This is a genomic window from Pseudomonas juntendi (assembly GCF_009932375.1).
Lineage (GTDB): Bacteria > Pseudomonadota > Gammaproteobacteria > Pseudomonadales > Pseudomonadaceae > Aquipseudomonas > Aquipseudomonas juntendi.
Genome location: NZ_BLJG01000198.1, coordinates 12753 through 31162, shown reverse-complemented (window position 1 = coordinate 31162; position 18410 = coordinate 12753). Strand labels below are relative to the sequence as shown.

The following is an 18410-nucleotide window of genomic DNA, read 5'->3' as shown; positions in this document are numbered from 1 at the left end:
GAACTGACCACGGCAGAGCCGGACAGCGGCACCTCCTTTACCGGGTCGGCTGGGGCCTTCGGGCCGATGATCGGCTGGATCGGGGGGTGGGGGCTGGTGGTTGCCACCACCATCGTGCTGTCCAACCTGGCGGGGGTGGCGGTCGACTTCTTCTACCTGTTCCTCGGCCAGATCACCGGCAGGCACGCGCTGGCGGGGCTGGCCGACAACCTGTTGATCAACATCGTCACCTGTTGTGTGTTCATCGCCCTAGCGGTGTGGATCTGCTGCCGGGGCATGGCCACCACCATGACCGTGCAGTATGGCCTGGTGGCCCTGCAACTGCTGGTATTGGTCGGCTTCGCTTTCGCCGCGTTCGGCGGCACCACCGCGCCACCGCCGATGGCGTTCGACCTGGCCTGGTTCAACCCATTCGGCGTGGAGTCGTTCTCGGCCTTTGCCGCGGGCTTGTCGCTGTCGATCTTCATCTTCTGGGGTTGGGATACCTGCCTGACCGTCAGCGAAGAGTCGGTTGGCAGTGAAGAGGTGCCGGGCAAGGCTGCCACCCTGACCGTCATGCTGATCCTCGGCCTGTACCTGTTCACTGCCATTGCCACCCTGCAGTTTGCCGGCATTAGCGAAACCGGCCTGGGGCTCAACAACCCGCGCATCCAGGAGAACGTGTTTGCCCACCTGGCCGGCCCGGTGATGGGGCCGCTGGCGATCCTGATGTCCATTGCCGTGTTGGCCAGTACCGCAGCCTCGTTGCAATCGACCTTCGTGGCGCCGGCGCGCACGCTGCTGGCCATGGGTTATTACGGCGCAGTACCGCCGAAGTTCGCCAGCGTTTGCCCACGCTCGCAGACCCCACGCTACGCCACCATTTGTGCAGGTGTGGCGGCGGGCCTGTTCTACGTGACCATGCGTACGCTGAGCGAAAACGTGTTGGCCGATACCATCACTGCGCTGGGCATGATGATCTGTTTCTACTATTCGCTGACGGCGTTTGCCTGCGTCTGGTATTTCCGCGGCAGCCTGTTCAGCAGCGTGCGCCACTTCCTCATGCGTGGCATGTGCCCGCTGGTGGGTGGGGTGATTCTGTCGGTGATCTTCGCGCGTACCGCCATCGACAGCGCGTCGCCGGACTTCGGCAGCGGTTCGCATGTGGGCGGGGTGGGGCTGGTGTTCGTGATTGCCGCGATCATCTCGGTGCTGGGCATCGGGCTGATGATGCTGTCACGCCTGCGTGCGCCGGCGTATTTCCTGGGGGCTACCCTGCGCCAGCAGGCTACCCTGCCTTTGCAGGAATAAAGCAAGGGGCCGCGATGCGGCCCAATCGCCGGCAAGCCAGCTCCCACATGATCTCCACAGTTCTCAGCTAGTGTGAGGCACCTGTGGGAGCTGGCTTGCCGGCGATTGGGCTGCAAAGCAGCCCCGTGCGGTCTCTCAGGAGAGCAATTCTTTCAGCAGCCCACTGTTGCGTTGCTGTTGCTTCCTCAACACCAGGCGGTTGGCGCGGAACACCGCCTTCAAATCCTCCAGCGCCTCGTCGAAATCATCATTGATGATCACGTAGTCGTACTCGTCGTAGTGCACCATCTCGCTGACCGCTTCTTTCATGCGCCCATCGATGATCTCTTCGCTGTCCTGCCCGCGCCCGTCCAGGCGCTGGCGCAGCGCCTGCTGGCTCGGTGGCAGGATGAATACCGATAACGCATCGGGCATCACCCGGCGAACCTGCTGGGCGCCTTGCCAGTCGATTTCCAGAATCAGGTCATAGCCCTCGTCCAGGGTTTGCTGCAGTGCGCTGCGCGACGTGCCGTAGAAATTGCCGAACACTTCGGCATGCTCCAGGAAGTCACCCTGTGCGATCAACGCCTTGAATTCCTCGTGCACGACGAAGTGGTAGTTCACCCCGTGCTGCTCGCCCGGGCGCATGGCGCGGGTGGTGTGCGAGACCGAGACGCGGATCTGCCGGTCTTCCTTGATCAGGGCGTTGACCAGGCTGGTCTTGCCGGCGCCGGAAGGGGCCGAGACGATGTAGAGGGTGCCGCTGTTGTGGTTCATGGTTGGGGTGGCCTTACTCGATGTTCTGTACTTGTTCACGCATCTGTTCGATCAATACCTTCAGGTTGACCGCCGCCTGCGTGCTGCGTGGGTCGAAGGCCTTGGAGCCAAGGGTGTTGGCCTCGCGGTTGAGCTCCTGCATCAGGAAGTCCAGGCGCCGGCCGGCGGCGCCGCCCCCCTTGAGCACACGGCGTACTTCGGTAACGTGGGTGCTGAGGCGGTCGAGTTCCTCGGCCACGTCGCTTTTCTGGGCCAGCAGCACCATTTCCTGCTCGAGGCGCTGTGGGTCGAGCTCTGCCTGCATGTCGCCGAAGCGGTCGAGGATTTTCTGCCGCTGCGCCGCGAGCATCTGCGGCACCAGTGCGCGCAGCGTCGTGACTTCACCGGCCATGCTGTCCAGGCGCTCGTTGATCAGGCGCGCCAGTTCCTGGCCTTCGCGCTGGCGCCCGGCCTTGAGTTCGGCCAGGGCTTCGTCGAACAGCGCCATGGCTTCGGCGTTGAGTGCCTGCGGGTCACTGGTATCGGCTACCAGCACGCCGGGCCACGACAGCACTTCCAGCGGGTTGAGCGGGGCTGGCTGCCTGATCAGCCCGGCCACTTCTTCGGCGGCGGCGACCAGTTGTGCGGCGCGCTCGCGGTCGACCTTCAGCGGCTTGCCGGTGCTGTCTTCATTCAGGCGCAAGGTGCATTCCACCTTGCCCCGTGACAGCCCTTGGCGCAGGCCTTCACGCACGCCGCCTTCGAGGTCGCGCAGGGCCTCGGGCAGGCGCAGGTGCGGCTCCAGGTAACGGTGGTTGACCGAACGCAGCTCCCAGACCAGGGTGCCTTGGCTGCCGGCGCGCTCGACACGCGCAAAAGCGGTCATGCTATGCACCATGGGGAGTACCTCGCTTGGATAAGTGAACGGCGCAGGATTGTAGCGCAGTGGGGGCGTGGCGCCCAATCGGCCTATGTTACCGGTAGGTGGTGGTCGGGGTAGGAAAAGGCGACGGGCCGTCTGCGCGCGACAATAGGCATGTCCTCACCGGGCTTGCGGCTCTATAATGCTCGCCAGATTCAAAGTCCCAGTACAGGTATCCCAGATGAAACGTCCAAGTGGTCGCGCCGCCGATCAGCTCCGCTCGATCCGCATCACCCGCAACTACACCAAGCACGCCGAAGGGTCGGTACTGGTCGAGTTCGGTGACACCAAGGTCATCTGCACGGTCAGCGTGGAGAACGGTGTGCCGCGCTTCCTGAAAGGCCAGGGCCAGGGTTGGCTGACCGCCGAGTACGGCATGTTGCCGCGTTCCACCGGTGAGCGTAACCAGCGGGAAGCCAGCCGCGGCAAACAGGGTGGCCGCACCCTGGAAATCCAGCGCCTTATCGGGCGCTCTCTGCGTGCCGCACTGGACATGAGCAAGCTGGGCGACATCACCCTGTACGTCGACTGCGACGTGATCCAGGCCGATGGCGGTACCCGTACCGCGTCCATCACCGGTGCCATGGTTGCCCTGTGCGACGCCCTGGCAGTAATCAAGAAGCGCGGTGGCCTCAAGGGCGGTAACCCGCTCAAGCACATGATCGCTGCCGTTTCGGTCGGCATGTACCAGGGCGAAGCGGTGCTCGACCTGGACTACCTGGAAGATTCCGCTGCCGAAACCGACCTGAACGTGGTCATGACCAGCGCGGGCGGCTTCATCGAAGTGCAGGGCACTGCCGAAGGCGCGCCGTTCCAGCCGGAAGATTTCAACGCCATGCTCGCCCTGGCGCAGAAAGGCATGACCGAAATCTTCGAGCTGCAGCAGGCGGCGCTGGCCGATTGAGACCAGCCGGAGAGGTGCAGATGTTCTGCCACCTCTCCGCGCTGCTGGGCCCGCTGATCTGGCGGCCGATCACATAGATTTTCTGTGGCCCCGTTCGCGGGCACGCCCGCTCCCACAGGGATCGCGGCGCTTTCACTGGTAGCGCCGTACCTGTGGGAGCGGGCGTGCCCGCGAACGGGGCTGCAAAGCAGCCCCAATGGCCTTCAGATAGTCAGCGTCCAGTCATAGTCGACAATCAGCGGCGCATGCTGCGAGAAGCGCGGCTGGCGCGGCAGGCGGGCGTTGCGCACGAAGCGGCGTAGACCCGGGGTGAGGATCTGGTAGTCGAACCGGTAGCCCAGGTTGAGCATCTCGGCCTGCTCGTTGTCCGGCCACCAGCTGTACTGGTCGCCTTCACGGCTGACTTCGCGCAGGGCGTCGACGTAACCCATCTCGCCCGTGATCGCATCCATCCACGCACGCTCCGGCGCCAGGAAGCCAGGCGACTGCTGGCTGTCGCGCCAGTTCTTGATGTCGAGCTTCTGCTGCGCCACGTAGAACGAGCCGCAATAGATATACTCGCGGCGCTTGCGGCGCTGCTTGTCCAGGTACTTGGCGAAGTCGTCCATCAACTTGAATTTCTGGTTCAAGTCTTCGTCGCCGTTCATGCCCGAAGGCAGTAGCAGGCTGGCAATACTGACTTTGTCGAAATCTGCTTGCAGGTAACGCCCGTAGCGGTCGGCTGTCTCGAAGCCCAGGCCGGTGATGACTGCCTTGGGCTGCATGCGCGAATAAAGGGCCACACCACCTTGGGCTGGCACCTCCGCGTCGCAGGCATAAAGGAAATAGCCATCGAGCTGGAAAGCTGGGTCATCGAGTTCAAAGGCCGAGGCGCGGGTATCCTGAAGGCAGATGACGTCGGCATTCTGGGCTTGAAGCCAGCTGAGCAAACCACGCTCGGCCGCAGCCTGAATGCCATTAACGTTCACACTGATGATCCGCATAAATGGCCCCATAAATCTCGTGCGTGTATGATACCCGAGCTCAACCCATTTAGCTAAATCCGTGGTGTCCGGGACTATTCATGCAGCCGTATCAGCGCGACTTTATCCGTTTTGCCATCGATCGCGGGGTACTGCGTTTCGGTGAATTCACCCTGAAATCGGGGCGTACCAGCCCGTATTTCTTCAATGCCGGCCTGTTCAACACCGGTTCCGCCCTGGCTGAACTGGGCCGCTGCTATGCCGCCGCCATCGTCGACAGCAAGATCCCGTTCGATGTGCTGTTCGGCCCTGCATACAAAGGCATTCCGCTGGCGGCGACCACTTCCGTGGCGCTGGCTGACCAGCACCAGCGCGATGTGCCATGGTGCTTCAACCGCAAGGAAGCCAAAGACCACGGCGAAGGCGGCAGCCTGGTTGGCGCACCGCTGGCCGGTGATGTGCTGATCATCGACGATGTGATCACCGCCGGCACTGCCATCCGTGAGGTCATGCAGATCATCAACGCCCAGCAGGCCAAGGCCGCCGGCGTGCTGATCGCGCTGAACCGCGAAGAACGTGGCAATGGCGAGCTGTCGGCTATCCAGGAAGTGGAGCGTGACTTCGGCATTCCAGTGGTCAGCATCGTTTCGCTGACCCAGGTGCTGGAGTTCCTGGCTGACGACCCACAACTGAAGCAGCACCTGCCGGCTGTCGAAGCTTACCGGGCGCAGTACGGGATCTGATCCTGGCCCGGAAATGAAAAAGGCGACCTTCTTGTGAAGGTCGCCTTTTTTTGTGCCGCCTGTTTCGGCCTATTCGCGGGCACGCTCCCACAAGGCGCTATCCCTGTGGGAGCGGGCGTGCCCGCGAAGGGGCCAAAACACGCTAACCGATCACTCAGCGCGGCTTGCGGTTGGTGATCAGGGTGCCCACGCCGCTGTCGGTGAAGATCTCCAGCAGCACCGCATTCGGCACGCGGCCGTCGATGATGTGCGAGCTGTTAACGCCGCCCTGCACTGCATCCAGCGCACACTTGATCTTCGGCAGCATGCCGCCGTAGATGGTGCCATCGGCGATCAGCTCGTTGACTTGCTCCGTGGTCAGGCCGGTCAGGACCTGGCCCTGTTTGTCCATCAGGCCCGCAATGTTGGTCAGCAGCATCAGCTTCTCGGCCTTCAGCGCTTCGGCCACCTTGCCGGCCACGAGGTCGGCGTTGATGTTGTAGGACTCACCGTTGACACCCACGCCGATTGGCGCGATGACCGGGATGAAGTCGCCCTTGACCAGCATGTTCAACAGGTCGGTGTTCACGCTCACCACTTCGCCCACGTGACCGATGTCGATGATTTCCGGGGTGGTCATCTCGGGGGTCTGGCGGCTGACGGTCAGCTTGCGCGCGCGGATCAGCTCCGCGTCCTTGCCGGTCAGGCCGATGGCGCTGCCGCCATGGCGGTTGATCAGGTTGACGATGTCCTTGTTGACCTGGCCGCCCAGCACCATTTCCACCACGTCCATGGTCGCCGAATCGGTCACACGCATGCCGTCGATGAAGTGGCTTTCGATCGACAGGCGCTTGAGCAGGTCGCCGATTTGCGGGCCACCCCCGTGGACGACCACCGGGTTGATACCGACCGCTTTCATCAGCACGATGTCACGGGCGAAGCCGGTCTTGAGCTCCTCGCTCTCCATCGCGTTGCCGCCGTACTTGATCACCAGGGTCTTGCCGACAAAGCGGCGGATGTAGGGCAGCGCTTCGGACAAAACCTCGGCTACATGGGAAGCGGCATCGCGATCGAGGGTCATGCAGGGCTCCTGTGAGGAACAGATAATCGGTCAGAACGGCAGTTGCAGCTCAGGATCAACCCGCCGCAACTGGGTACGGAAAACATCCTTGATACGTTGCAATTCGGCGTCACTGTCGGCCTCGAAGCGCAGTACCAGCACCGGTGTGGTGTTGGAGGCGCGAACCAGGCCCCAGCCATGGGCATAGTCGACCCGCACACCGTCGATGGTGGTCAGGTTGGCTTCGCCCCAGTCGGCGTCGCGTTGCAGTGCATCAATGATGCTGAATTTACCCTCGTCGGTCACATCAATATTGATTTCCGGCGTGGAAATATCGTTCGGGAAGGCGGCAAACAGGTTTTCGGCGCTCTGTTCGGCCTTGCTGAGGATCTCCAGCAGGCGCGCGGCACTGTAGATACCGTCGTCGAAACCGTACCAGCGTTCCTTGATGAAGATGTGACCACTCATCTCGCCCGCCAGCAGCGAACCGGTCTGTTTCATCTTCTTCTTGATCAACGAATGGCCGGTTTTCCACATCAGCGCCCGGCCACCGTGTTGTTCGATCAGCGGGGTCAGGCGCCGGGTGCACTTGACGTCGAAGATGATCTCGGCGCCCGGGTTGCGTGCCAGTACGTCCTGGGCGAACAGCATCAGCAGGCGGTCGGGGTAGACGATGCTGCCGGTGTTGGTCACGACGCCGACGCGGTCGCCGTCACCATCGAAGGCCAGGCCGATGTCGGCGCCGGTCTGCTTGACCTTGGCGATCAGGTCTTCAAGGTTTTCCGGCTTGCCTGGGTCCGGGTGGTGGTTCGGGAAGTTCCCGTCCACCTCGCAGAACAGCGGGATCACCTCACAGCCCAGGGCTTCGATCAACTGGGGGGCAATCACACCGGCGGCGCCATTGCCGCAGTCCACCACGACCTTGAGCTTCCTGGCCAGCTTCACGTCGCCGACGATCTGCTGGAAGTAGCGGTCGAGGATCTCGACTTTTTCCACACGCCCTGCAGCCAGGGTAAGGTCGTTGGTTTTCAGGCGGGTCAGCAAGGCCTGGATCTGTTCATTGGCCAGGGTGTCGCCGGCGATGACGATCTTGAAGCCGTTGTAGTCGGACGGGTTGTGGCTACCGGTCAGCATCACGCCCGACTTGCCGGCCAATACGTTGGCCGCGTAGTACAGGGCCGGGGTTGGCACCAGGCCGACGTCGCTGACCTGGCAACCGGCATCGACCAGGCCCTTGATCAGTTGCTCCACCAGCATTGGCCCGGACAGGCGGCCATCGCGGCCTACCGAGACTTGCGGTTCGCCCTGGGCCAGGCTTTGCGCACCGATGGCGCGGCCAATCCAGTAGGCGGTTTCGGCGTGCAAGGTCTTGCCGACCACGCCGCGAATGTCATACGCGCGGAAAATGCTGTCTGGCAATGTGGCAGGGACCAGGTGGGCCATGTCGTTCATCTCTGGAAGCTCCATTAGTCAAAGGCTTTCTGGGCAGGCGCAAATTGAACGCTTGGACGGTGGTTTCACCAGAGAGTTCGCCATCCTTGGCCTGAACGGTCGTGTTTCGGCTCAGTGGCTGCCGGAGTGACCGAAGCCGCCAGCGCCGCGCTGGCTTTCATCGAAGGCCTCGACGATATCGAAATGCGCCTGCACGACCGGCACCAGCACCAGCTGGGCGATACGCTCGCCCACGGCGATGGTGAAAGGGGTGGTGCCGCGGTTCCAGCACGACACCATCAGCTCGCCCTGGTAGTCCGAATCGATCAGCCCGACCAGGTTGCCCAGCACGATGCCGTGCTTATGGCCCAGGCCCGAACGCGGCAGGATGACGGCGGCCAGGCCCGGGTCGCCGATGTAGATCGACAAGCCGGTAGGAATCAGCAGGGTCTGGCCTGGTTCGAGGACGGTGTCTTGCTGGAGCAGGGCGCGCAGGTCGAGGCCAGCGGAGCCGGGGGTGGCGTAGGTTGGCAGCGGAAATTCGCTGCCCAGGCGTGGGTCGAGGATCTTGGCTTGAAGAGCGTGCATGTAACTTATTGAACCTGGTTGAGCCGTTCGGCGATGAAGGCGACCAGTTGCCGGGCGATCTTGCCCTTGCTGGTCTGCGCGAAGAGGGTTTGGTGCTGTTGGCGGTCGATCACGGTCAAGGCATTTTCTTCGCTGTTGAAGCCAATGCTGGGGTTGGCCACATCGTTGGCGACGATCAGGTCGAGGTTCTTGTCCTTGAGCTTGCGCGTGGCGTAATCGAGCAGGTGCTCGGTTTCGGCGGCAAAGCCGACGCTGAACGGGCGGTCGGCGCGGCCGGCGATGGTGGCAAGGATATCGGGATTGCGCACCATCTGCAGCAGCATGCCGTCGCCGGTCGTAGGATCTTTCTTCAGTTTTTGTGTGGCAACGACTTCCGGGCGGTAGTCCGCAACGGCTGCCGAGGCAATGAACAGGTCGCACGGCATGGCCGCCTCGCAGGCCGTGAGCATGTCCCGTGCGCTGACCACGTCGATACGGCTGACCCGGTCCGGGGTTGGCAGGTGCACCGGGCCGGTCACGAGGGTCACCCGAGCCCCCGCTTCAGCTGCCGCCTCGGCGAGGGCGAAACCCATCTTGCCGGAGCTATGATTGGTGATGTAGCGCACCGGGTCGATGTTTTCCTGGGTCGGCCCGGCGGTGATCAGCACATGCTTGCCGGTCAGGGCCTGGCGCTTGAAGCTTTCTGCCGCGCACCAGGCTAGCTCGGTGGCCTCGAGCATGCGCCCCAGGCCCACGTCACCACAGGCCTGGCTGCCGGAGGCCGGGCCGAATACCTGGATGCCACGGCTTTTGAGCAGGTCGAGGTTGGCCTGGGTCGCCGGGTCGCGCCACATGGCCTGATTCATGGCCGGGGCCACCGCCACGGTGGCGTCGGTGGCCAGTACCAGGGTGGTCAGCAGGTCATCGGCCATGCCCTGGGCCATGCGCGCCATCAGGTCGGCGGTGGCCGGGGCGATCAAGACCAGGTCGGCCCACTTGGCCAGTTCGATGTGGCCCATGGCCGCTTCGGCAGCCGGGTCCAGCAGGTCCATGTGCACCGGGTGGCCCGACAGCGCCTGCAGGGTCAGCGGGGTGATGAATTCGGCACCCCCACGGGTCATGACGACGCGCACCTGCGCGCCGTGCTCCAGGAGACGGCGAATCAGCTCGGCGCTTTTGTAGGCGGCAATGCCGCCCCCCACGCCGAGAACGATGCGCTTGCGATACAGCCGCTGCATAGGCTTGCCTTTTTCCAGTGAGAGCGGGCGGCGACGTTTGCAAATGCCTGCGGCAGAACGTCGCATGTACGAGGCGAAATAGATTAACACAGGGCCGAAATGGGCCGCAGCATGGGCAGAGAGGCAGGGATGAATATCAGGGAGTGGCCGGCTGAAGATCGGCCAAGGGAGAAGCTGTTGCAACGGGGTGCGGCGGTGCTGTCGGACGCCGAGTTGCTGGCCGTGTTGCTCGGTTCGGGCGTGGCCGGGCGCAATGTACTGGACCTTGCACGCGGGCTGCTGGTGCGTTTTGGTGGGCTGCGGCAGTTTCTTGAGGCCGAGCGCGCGGCGGTGCTGCGCGAGCCGGGCATAGGCGCTGTGAAATACGCACAGTTGCAAGCGCTGCTGGAAATCGGCCGGCGTTACCTGGATGAGCACATCGCGCGCGCAGCGGTGCTCGAAGGGCCCGAGGCGGTGCGGCGTTACCTGAAGGCCATGCTGCGCCATGAGCCCAGCGAGGTGTTCGGTTGCCTGTTTCTGGACACCAAGCACAGGCCGCTGGCGTTCGAGATTCTGTTCAGGGGCACCATCGACCGGGCCAGCGTCTACCCGCGGGAGGTGGTGCGGCGGGCATTGCTGCACAACGCGGCGGCGTTGATCCTGTGCCATAACCACCCTTCAGGCAACAGTGAGCCTAGCCAGGACGATGTGCACCTGACCTTGTCGCTTAAACGCGGGCTGGCATTGATCGACGTGCGGGTGCTGGATCACATCATCATTGGCGACGGGGAGCCGTTGTCGATGGTTGAGCAGGGGTGGATCGTGGCTTAGGCCGTTTAGTTGTGTGCTGGCCTCTTCGCGGGCAAGCCCGCTCCCACAGGATATTCGCCGGCCTTGAAGGCGGTGATGTCCCTGTGGGAGCGGGCGTGCCCGCGAAGAGCCCGGTGCAGGTCTACCTGGCCACCGACACCTTGCTGAAATCCAGCCGCCCGAACGGGCTGACCTGGTACCCCTCGACTTCCTGGCGCAGCAGGGTCGCCGCTGTCGGGTGCGCCAACGGCACCCACAGTGCCTGCTGCTGAATCAGGGTTTGCGCCTGCTGGTACAGCCGGCTACGCACGCTCTGGTCGTTGGTGGTGCGCCCGGCACTGATCAGCTGGTCCAGGCGGCTGTCGCAGAACCGTGCGAAGTTGGTACCCGACTCCACTGCCGCACAGGAGAACTGCGGGCTGAGGAAGTTATCCGGGTCGCCGTTGTCACCGGCCCAGCCCATGAACAGCAGGTCATGCTCGCCGGCCTTGGCGCGGCGGATCAGCTCACCCCATTCGATCACACGGATCTCGGCCTTGATGCCGACCTTGGCCAGGTCGGCCTGCAGCATTTGCGCGCCAAGGCTTGGGTTGGGGTTGAGCAGGCTGCCCGATGGCCGCGTCCAGATAGTGGTGCTGAAGCCCTCCGCCAGGCCGGCCTTGGCCAGCAGGGCCTTGGCCTTTTTCAAGTCCAGAGGGTAGCCGGGCAAGTCCTTGGCGTAGCTCCAGGTATTGGGCGGGTAGGGGCCGTTGGCCGCCACCGCAGAGTCTTCGAACACGGCCTTGAGGTAAGCCTGCTTGTCGAAGGCCAGGTTGATCGCCTGGCGGACTTCCGGCTTGTCCAGTGGCGGGTGCTGGCTGTTGATGGCGACAAAGGCGGTCATGAACGCGGGCGTACTGGCCACCTTGAGCTTGCCGTCCTTGGCCGCTTCGGCAATATCCAGCGGTTTGGGCGACAAGGCGACCTGGCATTCGCCGCGCTTGAGCTTCTGCAGGCGCACGTTGGCATCGGTGGTGATGGCGAAGATCAACGGGTCCACTGCCGGCTTGCCGCCGAAGTAGTCCGGGTTGGCGCGGTAGCGCACCACAGCGTCCTTCTGGAAGCGCTGGAAGGTGAACGGCCCGGTGCCGATCGGCTGGCTGTTGAGCTTCTCTGGCGTGCCGGCCTTGAGCAGCTTGTCGGCATATTCGGCAGAGTAGATGGACGCGAAGCCCATGCTCAGGGTGGCCAGGAACGTGGCGTCTGGGTGGCTGAGGGTGAAGCGCACGGTGTTCGGGGCCGGGGCGTCGATCGCCTTGATCAGGCTACCCAGTTGCAGCGACTGGGCGTGCGGGTAGCCGCCGGGTGCAGTCTTGTGCCAGGCATGGGCTGGGTAGAGCATGCGCTGGAAGCTGAACAGCACGTCATCGGCATTCAATTCGCGGGTGGGCTTGAAGTACGGGGTGGTATGGAACTTCACACCGTCGCGCAGGGTGAAGTCGTACACCAGCCCGTCGGCCGAGACCGTCCAGCTGGCCGCCAGACTCGGCACCACTTTGCCCTGTGCCGCATCGAACTCCACCAGGCGGTTCATCAGCACGTCGGCGGTGGCATTGGTGGTGGTCAGCGAGTTGTACTGCACCACGTCGAAGCCTTCGGGGCTGGCCTCGCTGCAAACGCTCAGGGGCGCGGCCTGGGCGATGCCACCCGCGAACAGGGTGGCGGTGAACAGGGAGTTGAACAATAAGGAAAGGGCGGCGGCACGCATGGTGGCTCCTTGGCTGTCAGTGGCCCATCTGCCAGTGCAGTCTGGAAAAAGCCTACCCTAGTGTGCCTGTCGGGAAATGACCACATCCTTTTTTACAAATGTGGCGACGAGCGGTCGACGGCTGGCGGGGCCTGAAGGTATGCTGCCCCGGCTGAATCGGGCTTGCGCCAATGTGCATCAACTATTGTTGCAGCCAGGTCTTTCTGGTATAAAGCAGCGCTCTTTTCTAGGGGCTCGGCCTGTCGCATAAGCGGATCCGGTCGATAAGGCCTCCAGAATCACGGCGCCCAGGCGCCAAAGACTGAGAGATTAAGCGGCCAACCCATGCCGGGTTGGGCATGTGGTTTTAGAGGGCTGAGTCATGTCGAGAGTCTGTCAAGTTACTGGTAAGGGTCCAGTAACCGGGAACAACATTTCCCACGCAAACAACAAAACCCGTCGTCGTTTCCTGCCGAACCTGCAGCACCACCGTTTCTGGGTTGAATCCGAGAAGCGCTTCGTGCGTCTGCGCGTTTCCGCCAAAGGCATGCGTATCATCGACAAGCGCGGCATCGACGCCGTTCTGGTTGACATCCGTAAAGCTGGCGCCAAGGTTTAAGGGAGAGCATCATGCGTGAATTGATCCGTCTGGTTTCGAGTGCCGGTACCGGCCACTTCTACACCACCGACAAGAACAAGCGCACCACCCCGGACAAAATCGAGATCAAGAAATATGATCCGGTTGTTCGCAAGCACGTGGTGTACAAGGAAGCCAAGATCAAGTAATTGATCGGCGACCTGAAAAAAAACCCGCATCCGTAAGGACGCGGGTTTTTTTATGCCTGCTGCAAGGTCAGTTGAATTCGAAGCCCTGAATCACCTGGTTGGCGTCGGTCCTGATCTGGATGCGGGTAGGGTCGAACTCGCGGGTGCACATGTCGGTGGGGCCGACCACGCGGGAGCGACCGGTAATGGCGCAGATGGTGTCTTTGAGCTCTGGCACGTAAGGGGCGCCGACCAGGTGGGCGAGGGCTTGTTTGACGTCATCGTTGGTCATGGTGATCTTCCTGTTGAGGTGAATGGCCCGTTGTGGGCAGGGCCATCCTCGCGCATGCCGCCTGGCCAGCTGCGCTACATAATTACTTCTGCTCGAACATGACGTAGATCTTGCGGCACGGCTCAAGCACTTCCCAGGTGCCCGTGAACCCGGCCGGGATTACGAACCGGTCGCCGGCGCGCAGGGTCTTGGCACCGCCGTTGTCGTCGCGCAGTACCGAAACGCCCTGAACGATCTCGCAGTATTCATGCTCGGTGTAGTTCACTTTCCACTGGCCGACCTCACCCTCCCAAACGCCTGCGGCAAACTGCCCGCATGGGCTGGAGTAATGGTTGTAGACCGCCTGGTCTGGCTCACCCTTGAGGATTTTTTCAGCCGCAGGGCGGTACCGTTCGGCTTCAGTGAGCACTTGGGCGAAGTCGATGATGCTGGCGATGTTCATGGTGCGGCTCCTGTTCTTGTTAAATAAAATTAACATCAGTAGGCTTTTGGGCCTTCCGTGTCAAATATATTGATAGTTTACAGTGGCTGGTTTAGGGTATCGGTTGCCAGTGTGCGCTCGTCGCCCGGCCAGAATTCTGACAACGCCTGTGAGTCCTCAGTGCGGCGTTGCACCTAAACAAGAGGAGGAGTTTCGTATGACCACCCTGACCCGTGCGGACTGGGAACAACGCGCCCAGCAACTGAAGATCGAAGGCCGTGCCTTCATCAACGGCGAATACACCGATGCCGTATCCGGTGAAACCTTCGAGTGCCTGAGCCCGGTCGACGGACGCTTCCTGGCCAAGGTTGCCAGCTGCGACCTGGCCGATGCCAACCGTGCCGTGGAAAACGCGCGTGCCACCTTCAACGCTGGCGTCTGGTCGCAGTTGGCCCCGGCCAAGCGCAAAGCCACGCTGATCCGTTTCGCCGACCTGCTGCGCAAGAACGTCGAAGAGCTGGCGCTGCTGGAAACCCTGGATATGGGCAAGCCGATCGGTGACTCCTCCAGCATCGACATCCCCGGTGCAGCCCAGGCCATTCACTGGACCGCCGAAGCCATCGACAAGGTTTACGACGAGGTCGCGCCCACCCCACACGACCAGCTTGGCCTGGTTACCCGTGAGCCAGTCGGCGTGGTCGGTGCCATCGTACCGTGGAACTTCCCGCTGCTGATGGCCTGCTGGAAACTCGGCCCGGCACTGGCCACCGGTAACTCGGTAGTGCTCAAGCCTTCGGAAAAATCGCCGCTGACCGCCATTCGTATCGCGCAACTGGCGATCGAGGCCGGCATCCCGGCGGGTGTACTGAACGTGCTGCCAGGCTACGGCCACACCGTGGGCAAGGCGTTGGCCCTGCACATGGATGTCGACACGCTGGTGTTCACCGGCTCGACCAAGATCGCCAAGCAACTGATGGTCTATGCGGGCGAATCGAACATGAAACGAATCTGGCTGGAGGCTGGCGGCAAAAGCCCGAACATCGTCTTCGCTGATGCACCGGACCTGCAAGCGGCCGCTGCGGCTGCCGCCAGTGCCATCGCCTTCAACCAGGGCGAAGTGTGCACCGCCGGTTCGCGCCTGCTGGTCGAGCGCTCGATCAAGGACAAGTTCCTGCCCATGGTGGTCGAGGCCCTGAAAGGCTGGAAGCCCGGTAACCCACTCGACCCAGAGACCACCGTGGGTGCGTTGGTCGATACCCAGCAAATGAATACCGTTCTGTCGTACATCGAGGCCGGCCATAAGGATGGCGCCAAGCTGCTGACCGGCGGCAAGCGCACCCTGGAGGAAACCGGTGGCACCTATGTGGAGCCGACCATCTTCGATGGCGTGACCAATGCCATGCGCATCGCCCAGGAAGAAATCTTCGGGCCGGTGCTGTCGGTGATTGCCTTCGACACCGCCGAAGAAGCCATCGCCATCGCCAACGACACCCCGTACGGCCTGGCGGCCGGTATCTGGACGGCGGACATTTCCAAGGCGCACAAGACTGCGCGGGCCGTGCGCGCCGGCAGCGTGTGGGTCAACCAGTACGACGGCGGCGACATGACCGCACCGTTCGGTGGCTTCAAGCAATCGGGCAACGGCCGTGACAAGTCGCTGCATGCGCTGGAGAAATACACCGAGTTGAAGGCGACCTGGATCAAGCTGTAATTCCAGGAGGGGCCGCTTTGCGGCCCATTCGCGGGTAAACCCGCTCCTACAGGTACTGCACCGCTTTCAAGGGTGGTGGTGTACCTGTGGGAGCGGGTTTACCCGCGAATGGGCCATGGAAAATTCTTGGCCCGGGAGGCAGCAATGCGTTGGGGGACCTACTTCGCCGTACTGGCATCAGTGCTCAGTGTCGGCCTGGCGCTGGGCGTGAGCATGCCCCTGGTATCTCTGCGTCTGGAAGCCTGGGGCTATGGCAGTTTCGCCATCGGCGTGATGGCCGCGATGCCTGCGCTGGGGGTACTGGCGGGTGCCAGCCTGGCCAGCCGCCTGGCCGGCTGGGTCGGCTTACCTGCGGCCATGCGCATCTGCCTGTGGGGCGGTGCGTTGTCCATCGGCCTGGTCGCGCTATTGCCCAGCTACCCGCTGTGGTTGCTGTTGCGGCTGATGATCGGCATGTCCTTGACCGTGGTGTTTATCCTGGGTGAGAGCTGGATCAACCAGCTGGTGGTCGAGCAATGGCGCGGCCGCCTGGTGGCGCTGTACGGTAGCAGCTACGCCTTGAGCCAGCTGGCCGGGCCGCTGGTGCTGGGCGTACTCGGTTCGGCTGACGATTTTGGTTTCTGGGCCGCCACCGGCCTGCTGCTGCTCGCGCCGCTGGTACTGTTGGGGCGCGGCGGTGCACCGAGCACCGAAGCCTGCAGTGTCGGCTTCGGCGACCTGTTCAGGTTCTGCCGTCGCTTGCCCGTGATTGCCTGGGCCATCGCCCTGTTTGCCTCGTTCGAGGCAATGATCCTGACGTTGCTGCCGGTGTACTGCCTGCAGCAAGGTTTCACCACTGAAATCGCCTTGTTCATGGTCAGTACCGTGGTGGTCGGCGATGCTGTGCTGCAGTTGCCCATCGGCGCGCTGGCCGATCATATGTCGCGCCGTGCGTTGTTCACCGGCTGTGCGGTAACGCTGCTGGTCTCCAGCCTGGCGATCCCGCTGTTGCTGCACACGCCGGTGATATGGCCGCTGTGGGTACTGTTCGGGGCCAGTGCCGGCGGCCTTTTCACCTTGTCGCTGGTGCTGATCGGTGAGCGCTACCGCGACGATGAACTGGTGCGGGCCAATGCTCACGTGGCGCAGTTGTGGGGCATTGGCTGCCTGCTGGGGCCATTGTTGGCCGGGGCAGGCAGCCAGTGGGTCAGCGGGCATGCGTTGCTGTTGCTGATGGCTGCAGGGGCTGCGGGGCTGGTGGTGTTGACCCAGAGGCGCGGGGCTTTTGAGGCTGTGTCTGCCTGAGCGTTTTCGGGGCTGCAAAGCAGCCCCAAAATCGCCGCTACAACATTTTCTCCAGGCCAACCGCCTTGCTGACCCAGGCATTGAACCTGCGCCACATCCCGCCCGGCTCGGAGGTCAGCACATGCTGCTGTCCATTGTCCTCAGTCGCCCACACCAGTTTGCCCCCCTGCAGTTTCACCTGATAGCTCAGCGCCGGCGCCATACCCTGCTGGCTCAGCTCGCGGGTGTATTCGGCCAGTTCCGGGCTGTCCACCAGCACCCCCACTTCGGTATTCCACAGGACCGAACGCGGGTCGAAGTTGAATGAACCGATGAAAGTCTTGCGCCGGTCGAACACGATCGCCTTGGTGTGCAGGCTGGAGTCCGAGCTACCGCGGAAACTCAAGCGCCCCGCGCTGGGGTCGCCCGGCTGGCGGCGCAGCTCATAAAGCTGTACCCCATGTTCGAGCAAGGCTCGGCGATAGGGGGCGTAGCCACCGTGCACGGCCGGCACATCGGTGGCTTCCAATGAGTTGGTCAGCAGCTTTACCGAGACACCTGCGTCGGCACGGCCGGTCAAGTACAGCAGCCCTGGCTCGCCCGGCACGAAATAAGCCGATGTCAGCATCAGTTCGCTGTGCACGTTGGCCAGGTCAGGCGCCAACTGGTGGCTCAGCAGCAACTGCGCGTCCGGCTCGTCATCGGCCAGTACCTTGCTTGGGGCATCCCACAGCGCCTGGGCATGGGCCCAGATCAGCTCGTTGCGCCACACATCCAGGCGCGGCTGCGACTGGTAGGCCATCAACCGATCGTACAAGGCCTTGCGCTGGGTCCTGGCTTCAGCCAGCGAGACTTCCAGGCGATGACGACTGGCACGCAGGTCGTCGGCATCCGGCGCATGCCACAGAAAATCGCTGATAGGTCGGCTGAGCGCGCTGTTCCAGTACTGGTCGAAACTGTGCCCCAGTTGCTCGGCGATAGGGCCGACGCTCAGCAGGTCGATGTCGGTGAAGTTGAGGTTGGGCTCGGCATCGAAATACTCGTCGCCGAGGTTACGGCCGCCGACGATAGCCATGCTGTTGTCCACCAGGAACAGCTTGTTGTGCATGCGGCGGTGCTGGCGCGACAGGTTGAACAGCCGGCCGAAGGCGCGCGTCACCCCGGTGCTGCGGCCCAGGTGCAGTGGGTTGAACACGCGGATCTGGATATTCGGGTGAGCAGCGAGGGTGCCCATGATGGTGTCCAGGCCGTCGCTGGTGGTGTCGTCGAGCAGAATGCGTACGCGCACGCCGCGGTCGGCGGCACGCAGCAGTTCGTGCACCAGGGCGCGGGTGCTGAGGCCGTCGTGCACGATGTAGTACTGCAGGTCGATACTGGCTTGGGCGTTGCGGATCAATTCGGCGCGGGCGCGAAATGCCTCGTTGCTGTTGGGCAGCAGGCGAAAGCCGGACTGCCCGCCATACGGTGCCGCCTGGCGCAGCACCGAGCGGCCGAACGCGGAGTCGTTGGCGGGCAGGGCCTGGCTGGTTTCGCGTGGGGTACTGACGCTGGCACAGCCGGCAAGGCCGAGCAACAGCATCAGCAACAAAGACAAGGCGCGCTGAGGTCTCAA

Annotated in this window: 18 protein-coding genes and 1 pseudogene; 8 read left to right on the top strand and 11 right to left on the bottom strand. The window is 63.0% G+C overall.

The window, feature by feature from the left end:
- A partial coding sequence (locus GYA94_RS21230; protein ID WP_161893049.1) for an APC family permease occupies positions 1 to 1290 on the top strand: 1290 nt, incomplete at its 5' end.
- Positions 1291 to 1425: 135 nt separating this feature from the next.
- On the opposite strand, the gene gmk is transcribed toward GYA94_RS21230, so the two are convergent.
- Together gmk and GYA94_RS21220 are read right to left on the bottom strand one after the other, a co-directional pair.
- Positions 1426 to 2046: a guanylate kinase gene (gene gmk / locus GYA94_RS21225; RefSeq protein WP_110676179.1), complete on the bottom strand. Its 621-nt coding sequence runs from the start codon at positions 2044 to 2046 to the stop codon at positions 1426 to 1428.
- A gap of 13 nt (positions 2047 to 2059) precedes the next feature.
- Positions 2060 to 2923, bottom strand: a complete 864-nt coding sequence (locus GYA94_RS21220; RefSeq protein ID WP_009681990.1) for a YicC/YloC family endoribonuclease — start codon at positions 2921 to 2923, stop codon at positions 2060 to 2062.
- A 205-nt stretch (positions 2924 to 3128) separates the two neighbouring features.
- Between GYA94_RS21220 and rph the strand changes: the two genes are divergently transcribed.
- The gene (gene rph / locus GYA94_RS21215; protein WP_009681991.1) at positions 3129 to 3851 is read left to right on the top strand and encodes a ribonuclease PH; all 723 of its coding nucleotides are present in this window, start codon (positions 3129 to 3131) and stop codon (positions 3849 to 3851) included.
- 203 nt (positions 3852 to 4054) lie between these two features.
- Here rph and crc read toward each other — a convergent pair whose 3' ends face one another.
- Positions 4055 to 4834 (bottom strand): catabolite repression control protein Crc, encoded by a 780-nt coding sequence (gene crc / locus GYA94_RS21210; RefSeq protein ID WP_003253401.1) that lies wholly within the window; start codon positions 4832 to 4834, stop codon positions 4055 to 4057.
- Positions 4835 to 4914: 80 nt separating this feature from the next.
- Here crc and pyrE point away from each other — a divergent pair, with 80 nt between their 5' ends.
- Positions 4915 to 5556, top strand: coding sequence for an orotate phosphoribosyltransferase (gene pyrE / locus GYA94_RS21205; protein WP_161893048.1), 642 nt, complete (start codon positions 4915 to 4917; stop codon positions 5554 to 5556).
- A gap of 154 nt (positions 5557 to 5710) precedes the next feature.
- Here pyrE and argB read toward each other — a convergent pair whose 3' ends face one another.
- The 4 genes and pseudogenes from argB to coaBC form a co-directional block, all read right to left on the bottom strand.
- On the bottom strand, positions 5711 to 6616 hold the full coding sequence (gene argB / locus GYA94_RS21200) for an acetylglutamate kinase (RefSeq protein WP_009681993.1): 906 nt from the start codon (positions 6614 to 6616) through the stop codon (positions 5711 to 5713).
- A gap of 30 nt (positions 6617 to 6646) precedes the next feature.
- Positions 6647 to 8020 (bottom strand): annotated as a pseudogene (locus GYA94_RS21195) (phosphomannomutase/phosphoglucomutase); the annotation flags it as partial.
- 138 nt (positions 8021 to 8158) lie between these two features.
- Entirely contained in the window at positions 8159 to 8614 is a 456-nt protein-coding gene (dut, locus tag GYA94_RS21190; protein ID WP_029885729.1) for a dUTP diphosphatase, read from the bottom strand.
- A gap of 5 nt (positions 8615 to 8619) precedes the next feature.
- The gene (gene coaBC, locus GYA94_RS21185; RefSeq protein WP_161893046.1) at positions 8620 to 9831 is read right to left on the bottom strand and encodes a bifunctional phosphopantothenoylcysteine decarboxylase/phosphopantothenate--cysteine ligase CoaBC; all 1212 of its coding nucleotides are present in this window, start codon (positions 9829 to 9831) and stop codon (positions 8620 to 8622) included.
- Between the two features lie 129 nt (positions 9832 to 9960).
- Here coaBC and radC point away from each other — a divergent pair, with 129 nt between their 5' ends.
- Complete coding sequence (gene radC, locus GYA94_RS21180; protein WP_029885730.1) at positions 9961 to 10641, top strand: RadC family protein; 681 nt, start codon at positions 9961 to 9963, stop codon at positions 10639 to 10641.
- Positions 10642 to 10762: 121 nt separating this feature from the next.
- Here the strand turns inward: radC and GYA94_RS21175 are convergent, their stop codons facing one another.
- A complete protein-coding gene (locus tag GYA94_RS21175; RefSeq protein WP_161893045.1) occupies positions 10763 to 12367 on the bottom strand; it encodes an ABC transporter substrate-binding protein in 1605 nt (534 codons plus the stop codon).
- A gap of 361 nt (positions 12368 to 12728) precedes the next feature.
- Between GYA94_RS21175 and rpmB the strand changes: the two genes are divergently transcribed.
- Together rpmB and rpmG are read left to right on the top strand one after the other, a co-directional pair.
- Complete coding sequence (gene rpmB, locus GYA94_RS21170; RefSeq protein WP_003253504.1) at positions 12729 to 12965, top strand: 50S ribosomal protein L28; 237 nt, start codon at positions 12729 to 12731, stop codon at positions 12963 to 12965.
- 11 nt (positions 12966 to 12976) lie between these two features.
- Positions 12977 to 13132 carry a 50S ribosomal protein L33 gene (gene rpmG, locus GYA94_RS21165; protein ID WP_003253507.1) on the top strand — a complete coding sequence of 52 codons (156 nt, stop codon included), beginning with the start codon at positions 12977 to 12979 and terminating at the stop codon, positions 13130 to 13132.
- A gap of 67 nt (positions 13133 to 13199) precedes the next feature.
- Here the strand turns inward: rpmG and GYA94_RS21160 are convergent, their stop codons facing one another.
- Both GYA94_RS21160 and GYA94_RS21155 read right to left on the bottom strand, forming a co-directional pair.
- Positions 13200 to 13403: a hypothetical protein gene (locus GYA94_RS21160; protein WP_009682915.1), complete on the bottom strand. Its 204-nt coding sequence runs from the start codon at positions 13401 to 13403 to the stop codon at positions 13200 to 13202.
- 82 nt (positions 13404 to 13485) lie between these two features.
- Positions 13486 to 13845 (bottom strand): cupin domain-containing protein, encoded by a 360-nt coding sequence (locus tag GYA94_RS21155; protein WP_009682916.1) that lies wholly within the window; start codon positions 13843 to 13845, stop codon positions 13486 to 13488.
- Between the two features lie 196 nt (positions 13846 to 14041).
- On the opposite strand from GYA94_RS21155, the gene GYA94_RS21150 reads away from it, so the two are divergent.
- Together GYA94_RS21150 and GYA94_RS21145 are read left to right on the top strand one after the other, a co-directional pair.
- Complete coding sequence (locus GYA94_RS21150) at positions 14042 to 15535, top strand: aldehyde dehydrogenase (protein ID WP_054881325.1); 1494 nt, start codon at positions 14042 to 14044, stop codon at positions 15533 to 15535.
- 144 nt (positions 15536 to 15679) lie between these two features.
- Positions 15680 to 16819 carry an MFS transporter gene (locus tag GYA94_RS21145; RefSeq protein WP_009682919.1) on the top strand — a complete coding sequence of 380 codons (1140 nt, stop codon included), beginning with the start codon at positions 15680 to 15682 and terminating at the stop codon, positions 16817 to 16819.
- Positions 16820 to 16856: 37 nt separating this feature from the next.
- Here the strand turns inward: GYA94_RS21145 and GYA94_RS21140 are convergent, their stop codons facing one another.
- On the bottom strand, positions 16857 to 18410 hold the full coding sequence (locus tag GYA94_RS21140) for a phospholipase D family protein (protein ID WP_161893044.1): 1554 nt from the start codon (positions 18408 to 18410) through the stop codon (positions 16857 to 16859).

What these genes read in the sequence shown, in the direction of transcription:
- pyrE (WP_161893048.1), top strand. Translation starts at nt 4,915, where the DNA reads ATGCAGCCGTATCAGCGCGACTTTATCCGTTTTGCCATCGATCGCGGG.
- crc (WP_003253401.1), bottom strand. Translation starts at nt 4,834, where the DNA reads ATGCGGATCATCAGTGTGAACGTTAATGGCATTCAGGCTGCGGCCGAG.
- GYA94_RS21160 (WP_009682915.1), bottom strand. Translation starts at nt 13,403, where the DNA reads ATGACCAACGATGACGTCAAACAAGCCCTCGCCCACCTGGTCGGCGCC.
- coaBC (WP_161893046.1), bottom strand. Translation starts at nt 9,831, where the DNA reads ATGCAGCGGCTGTATCGCAAGCGCATCGTTCTCGGCGTGGGGGGCGGC.
- rpmG (WP_003253507.1), top strand. Translation starts at nt 12,977, where the DNA reads ATGCGTGAATTGATCCGTCTGGTTTCGAGTGCCGGTACCGGCCACTTC.
- GYA94_RS21150 (WP_054881325.1), top strand. Translation starts at nt 14,042, where the DNA reads ATGACCACCCTGACCCGTGCGGACTGGGAACAACGCGCCCAGCAACTG.
- GYA94_RS21220 (WP_009681990.1), bottom strand. Translation starts at nt 2,923, where the DNA reads ATGGTGCATAGCATGACCGCTTTTGCGCGTGTCGAGCGCGCCGGCAGC.
- gmk (WP_110676179.1), bottom strand. Translation starts at nt 2,046, where the DNA reads ATGAACCACAACAGCGGCACCCTCTACATCGTCTCGGCCCCTTCCGGC.
- GYA94_RS21175 (WP_161893045.1), bottom strand. Translation starts at nt 12,367, where the DNA reads ATGCGTGCCGCCGCCCTTTCCTTATTGTTCAACTCCCTGTTCACCGCC.
- rph (WP_009681991.1), top strand. Translation starts at nt 3,129, where the DNA reads ATGAAACGTCCAAGTGGTCGCGCCGCCGATCAGCTCCGCTCGATCCGC.
- argB (WP_009681993.1), bottom strand. Translation starts at nt 6,616, where the DNA reads ATGACCCTCGATCGCGATGCCGCTTCCCATGTAGCCGAGGTTTTGTCC.
- rpmB (WP_003253504.1), top strand. Translation starts at nt 12,729, where the DNA reads ATGTCGAGAGTCTGTCAAGTTACTGGTAAGGGTCCAGTAACCGGGAAC.
- GYA94_RS21145 (WP_009682919.1), top strand. Translation starts at nt 15,680, where the DNA reads ATGCGTTGGGGGACCTACTTCGCCGTACTGGCATCAGTGCTCAGTGTC.
- GYA94_RS21155 (WP_009682916.1), bottom strand. Translation starts at nt 13,845, where the DNA reads ATGAACATCGCCAGCATCATCGACTTCGCCCAAGTGCTCACTGAAGCC.
- dut (WP_029885729.1), bottom strand. Translation starts at nt 8,614, where the DNA reads ATGCACGCTCTTCAAGCCAAGATCCTCGACCCACGCCTGGGCAGCGAA.
- radC (WP_029885730.1), top strand. Translation starts at nt 9,961, where the DNA reads ATGAATATCAGGGAGTGGCCGGCTGAAGATCGGCCAAGGGAGAAGCTG.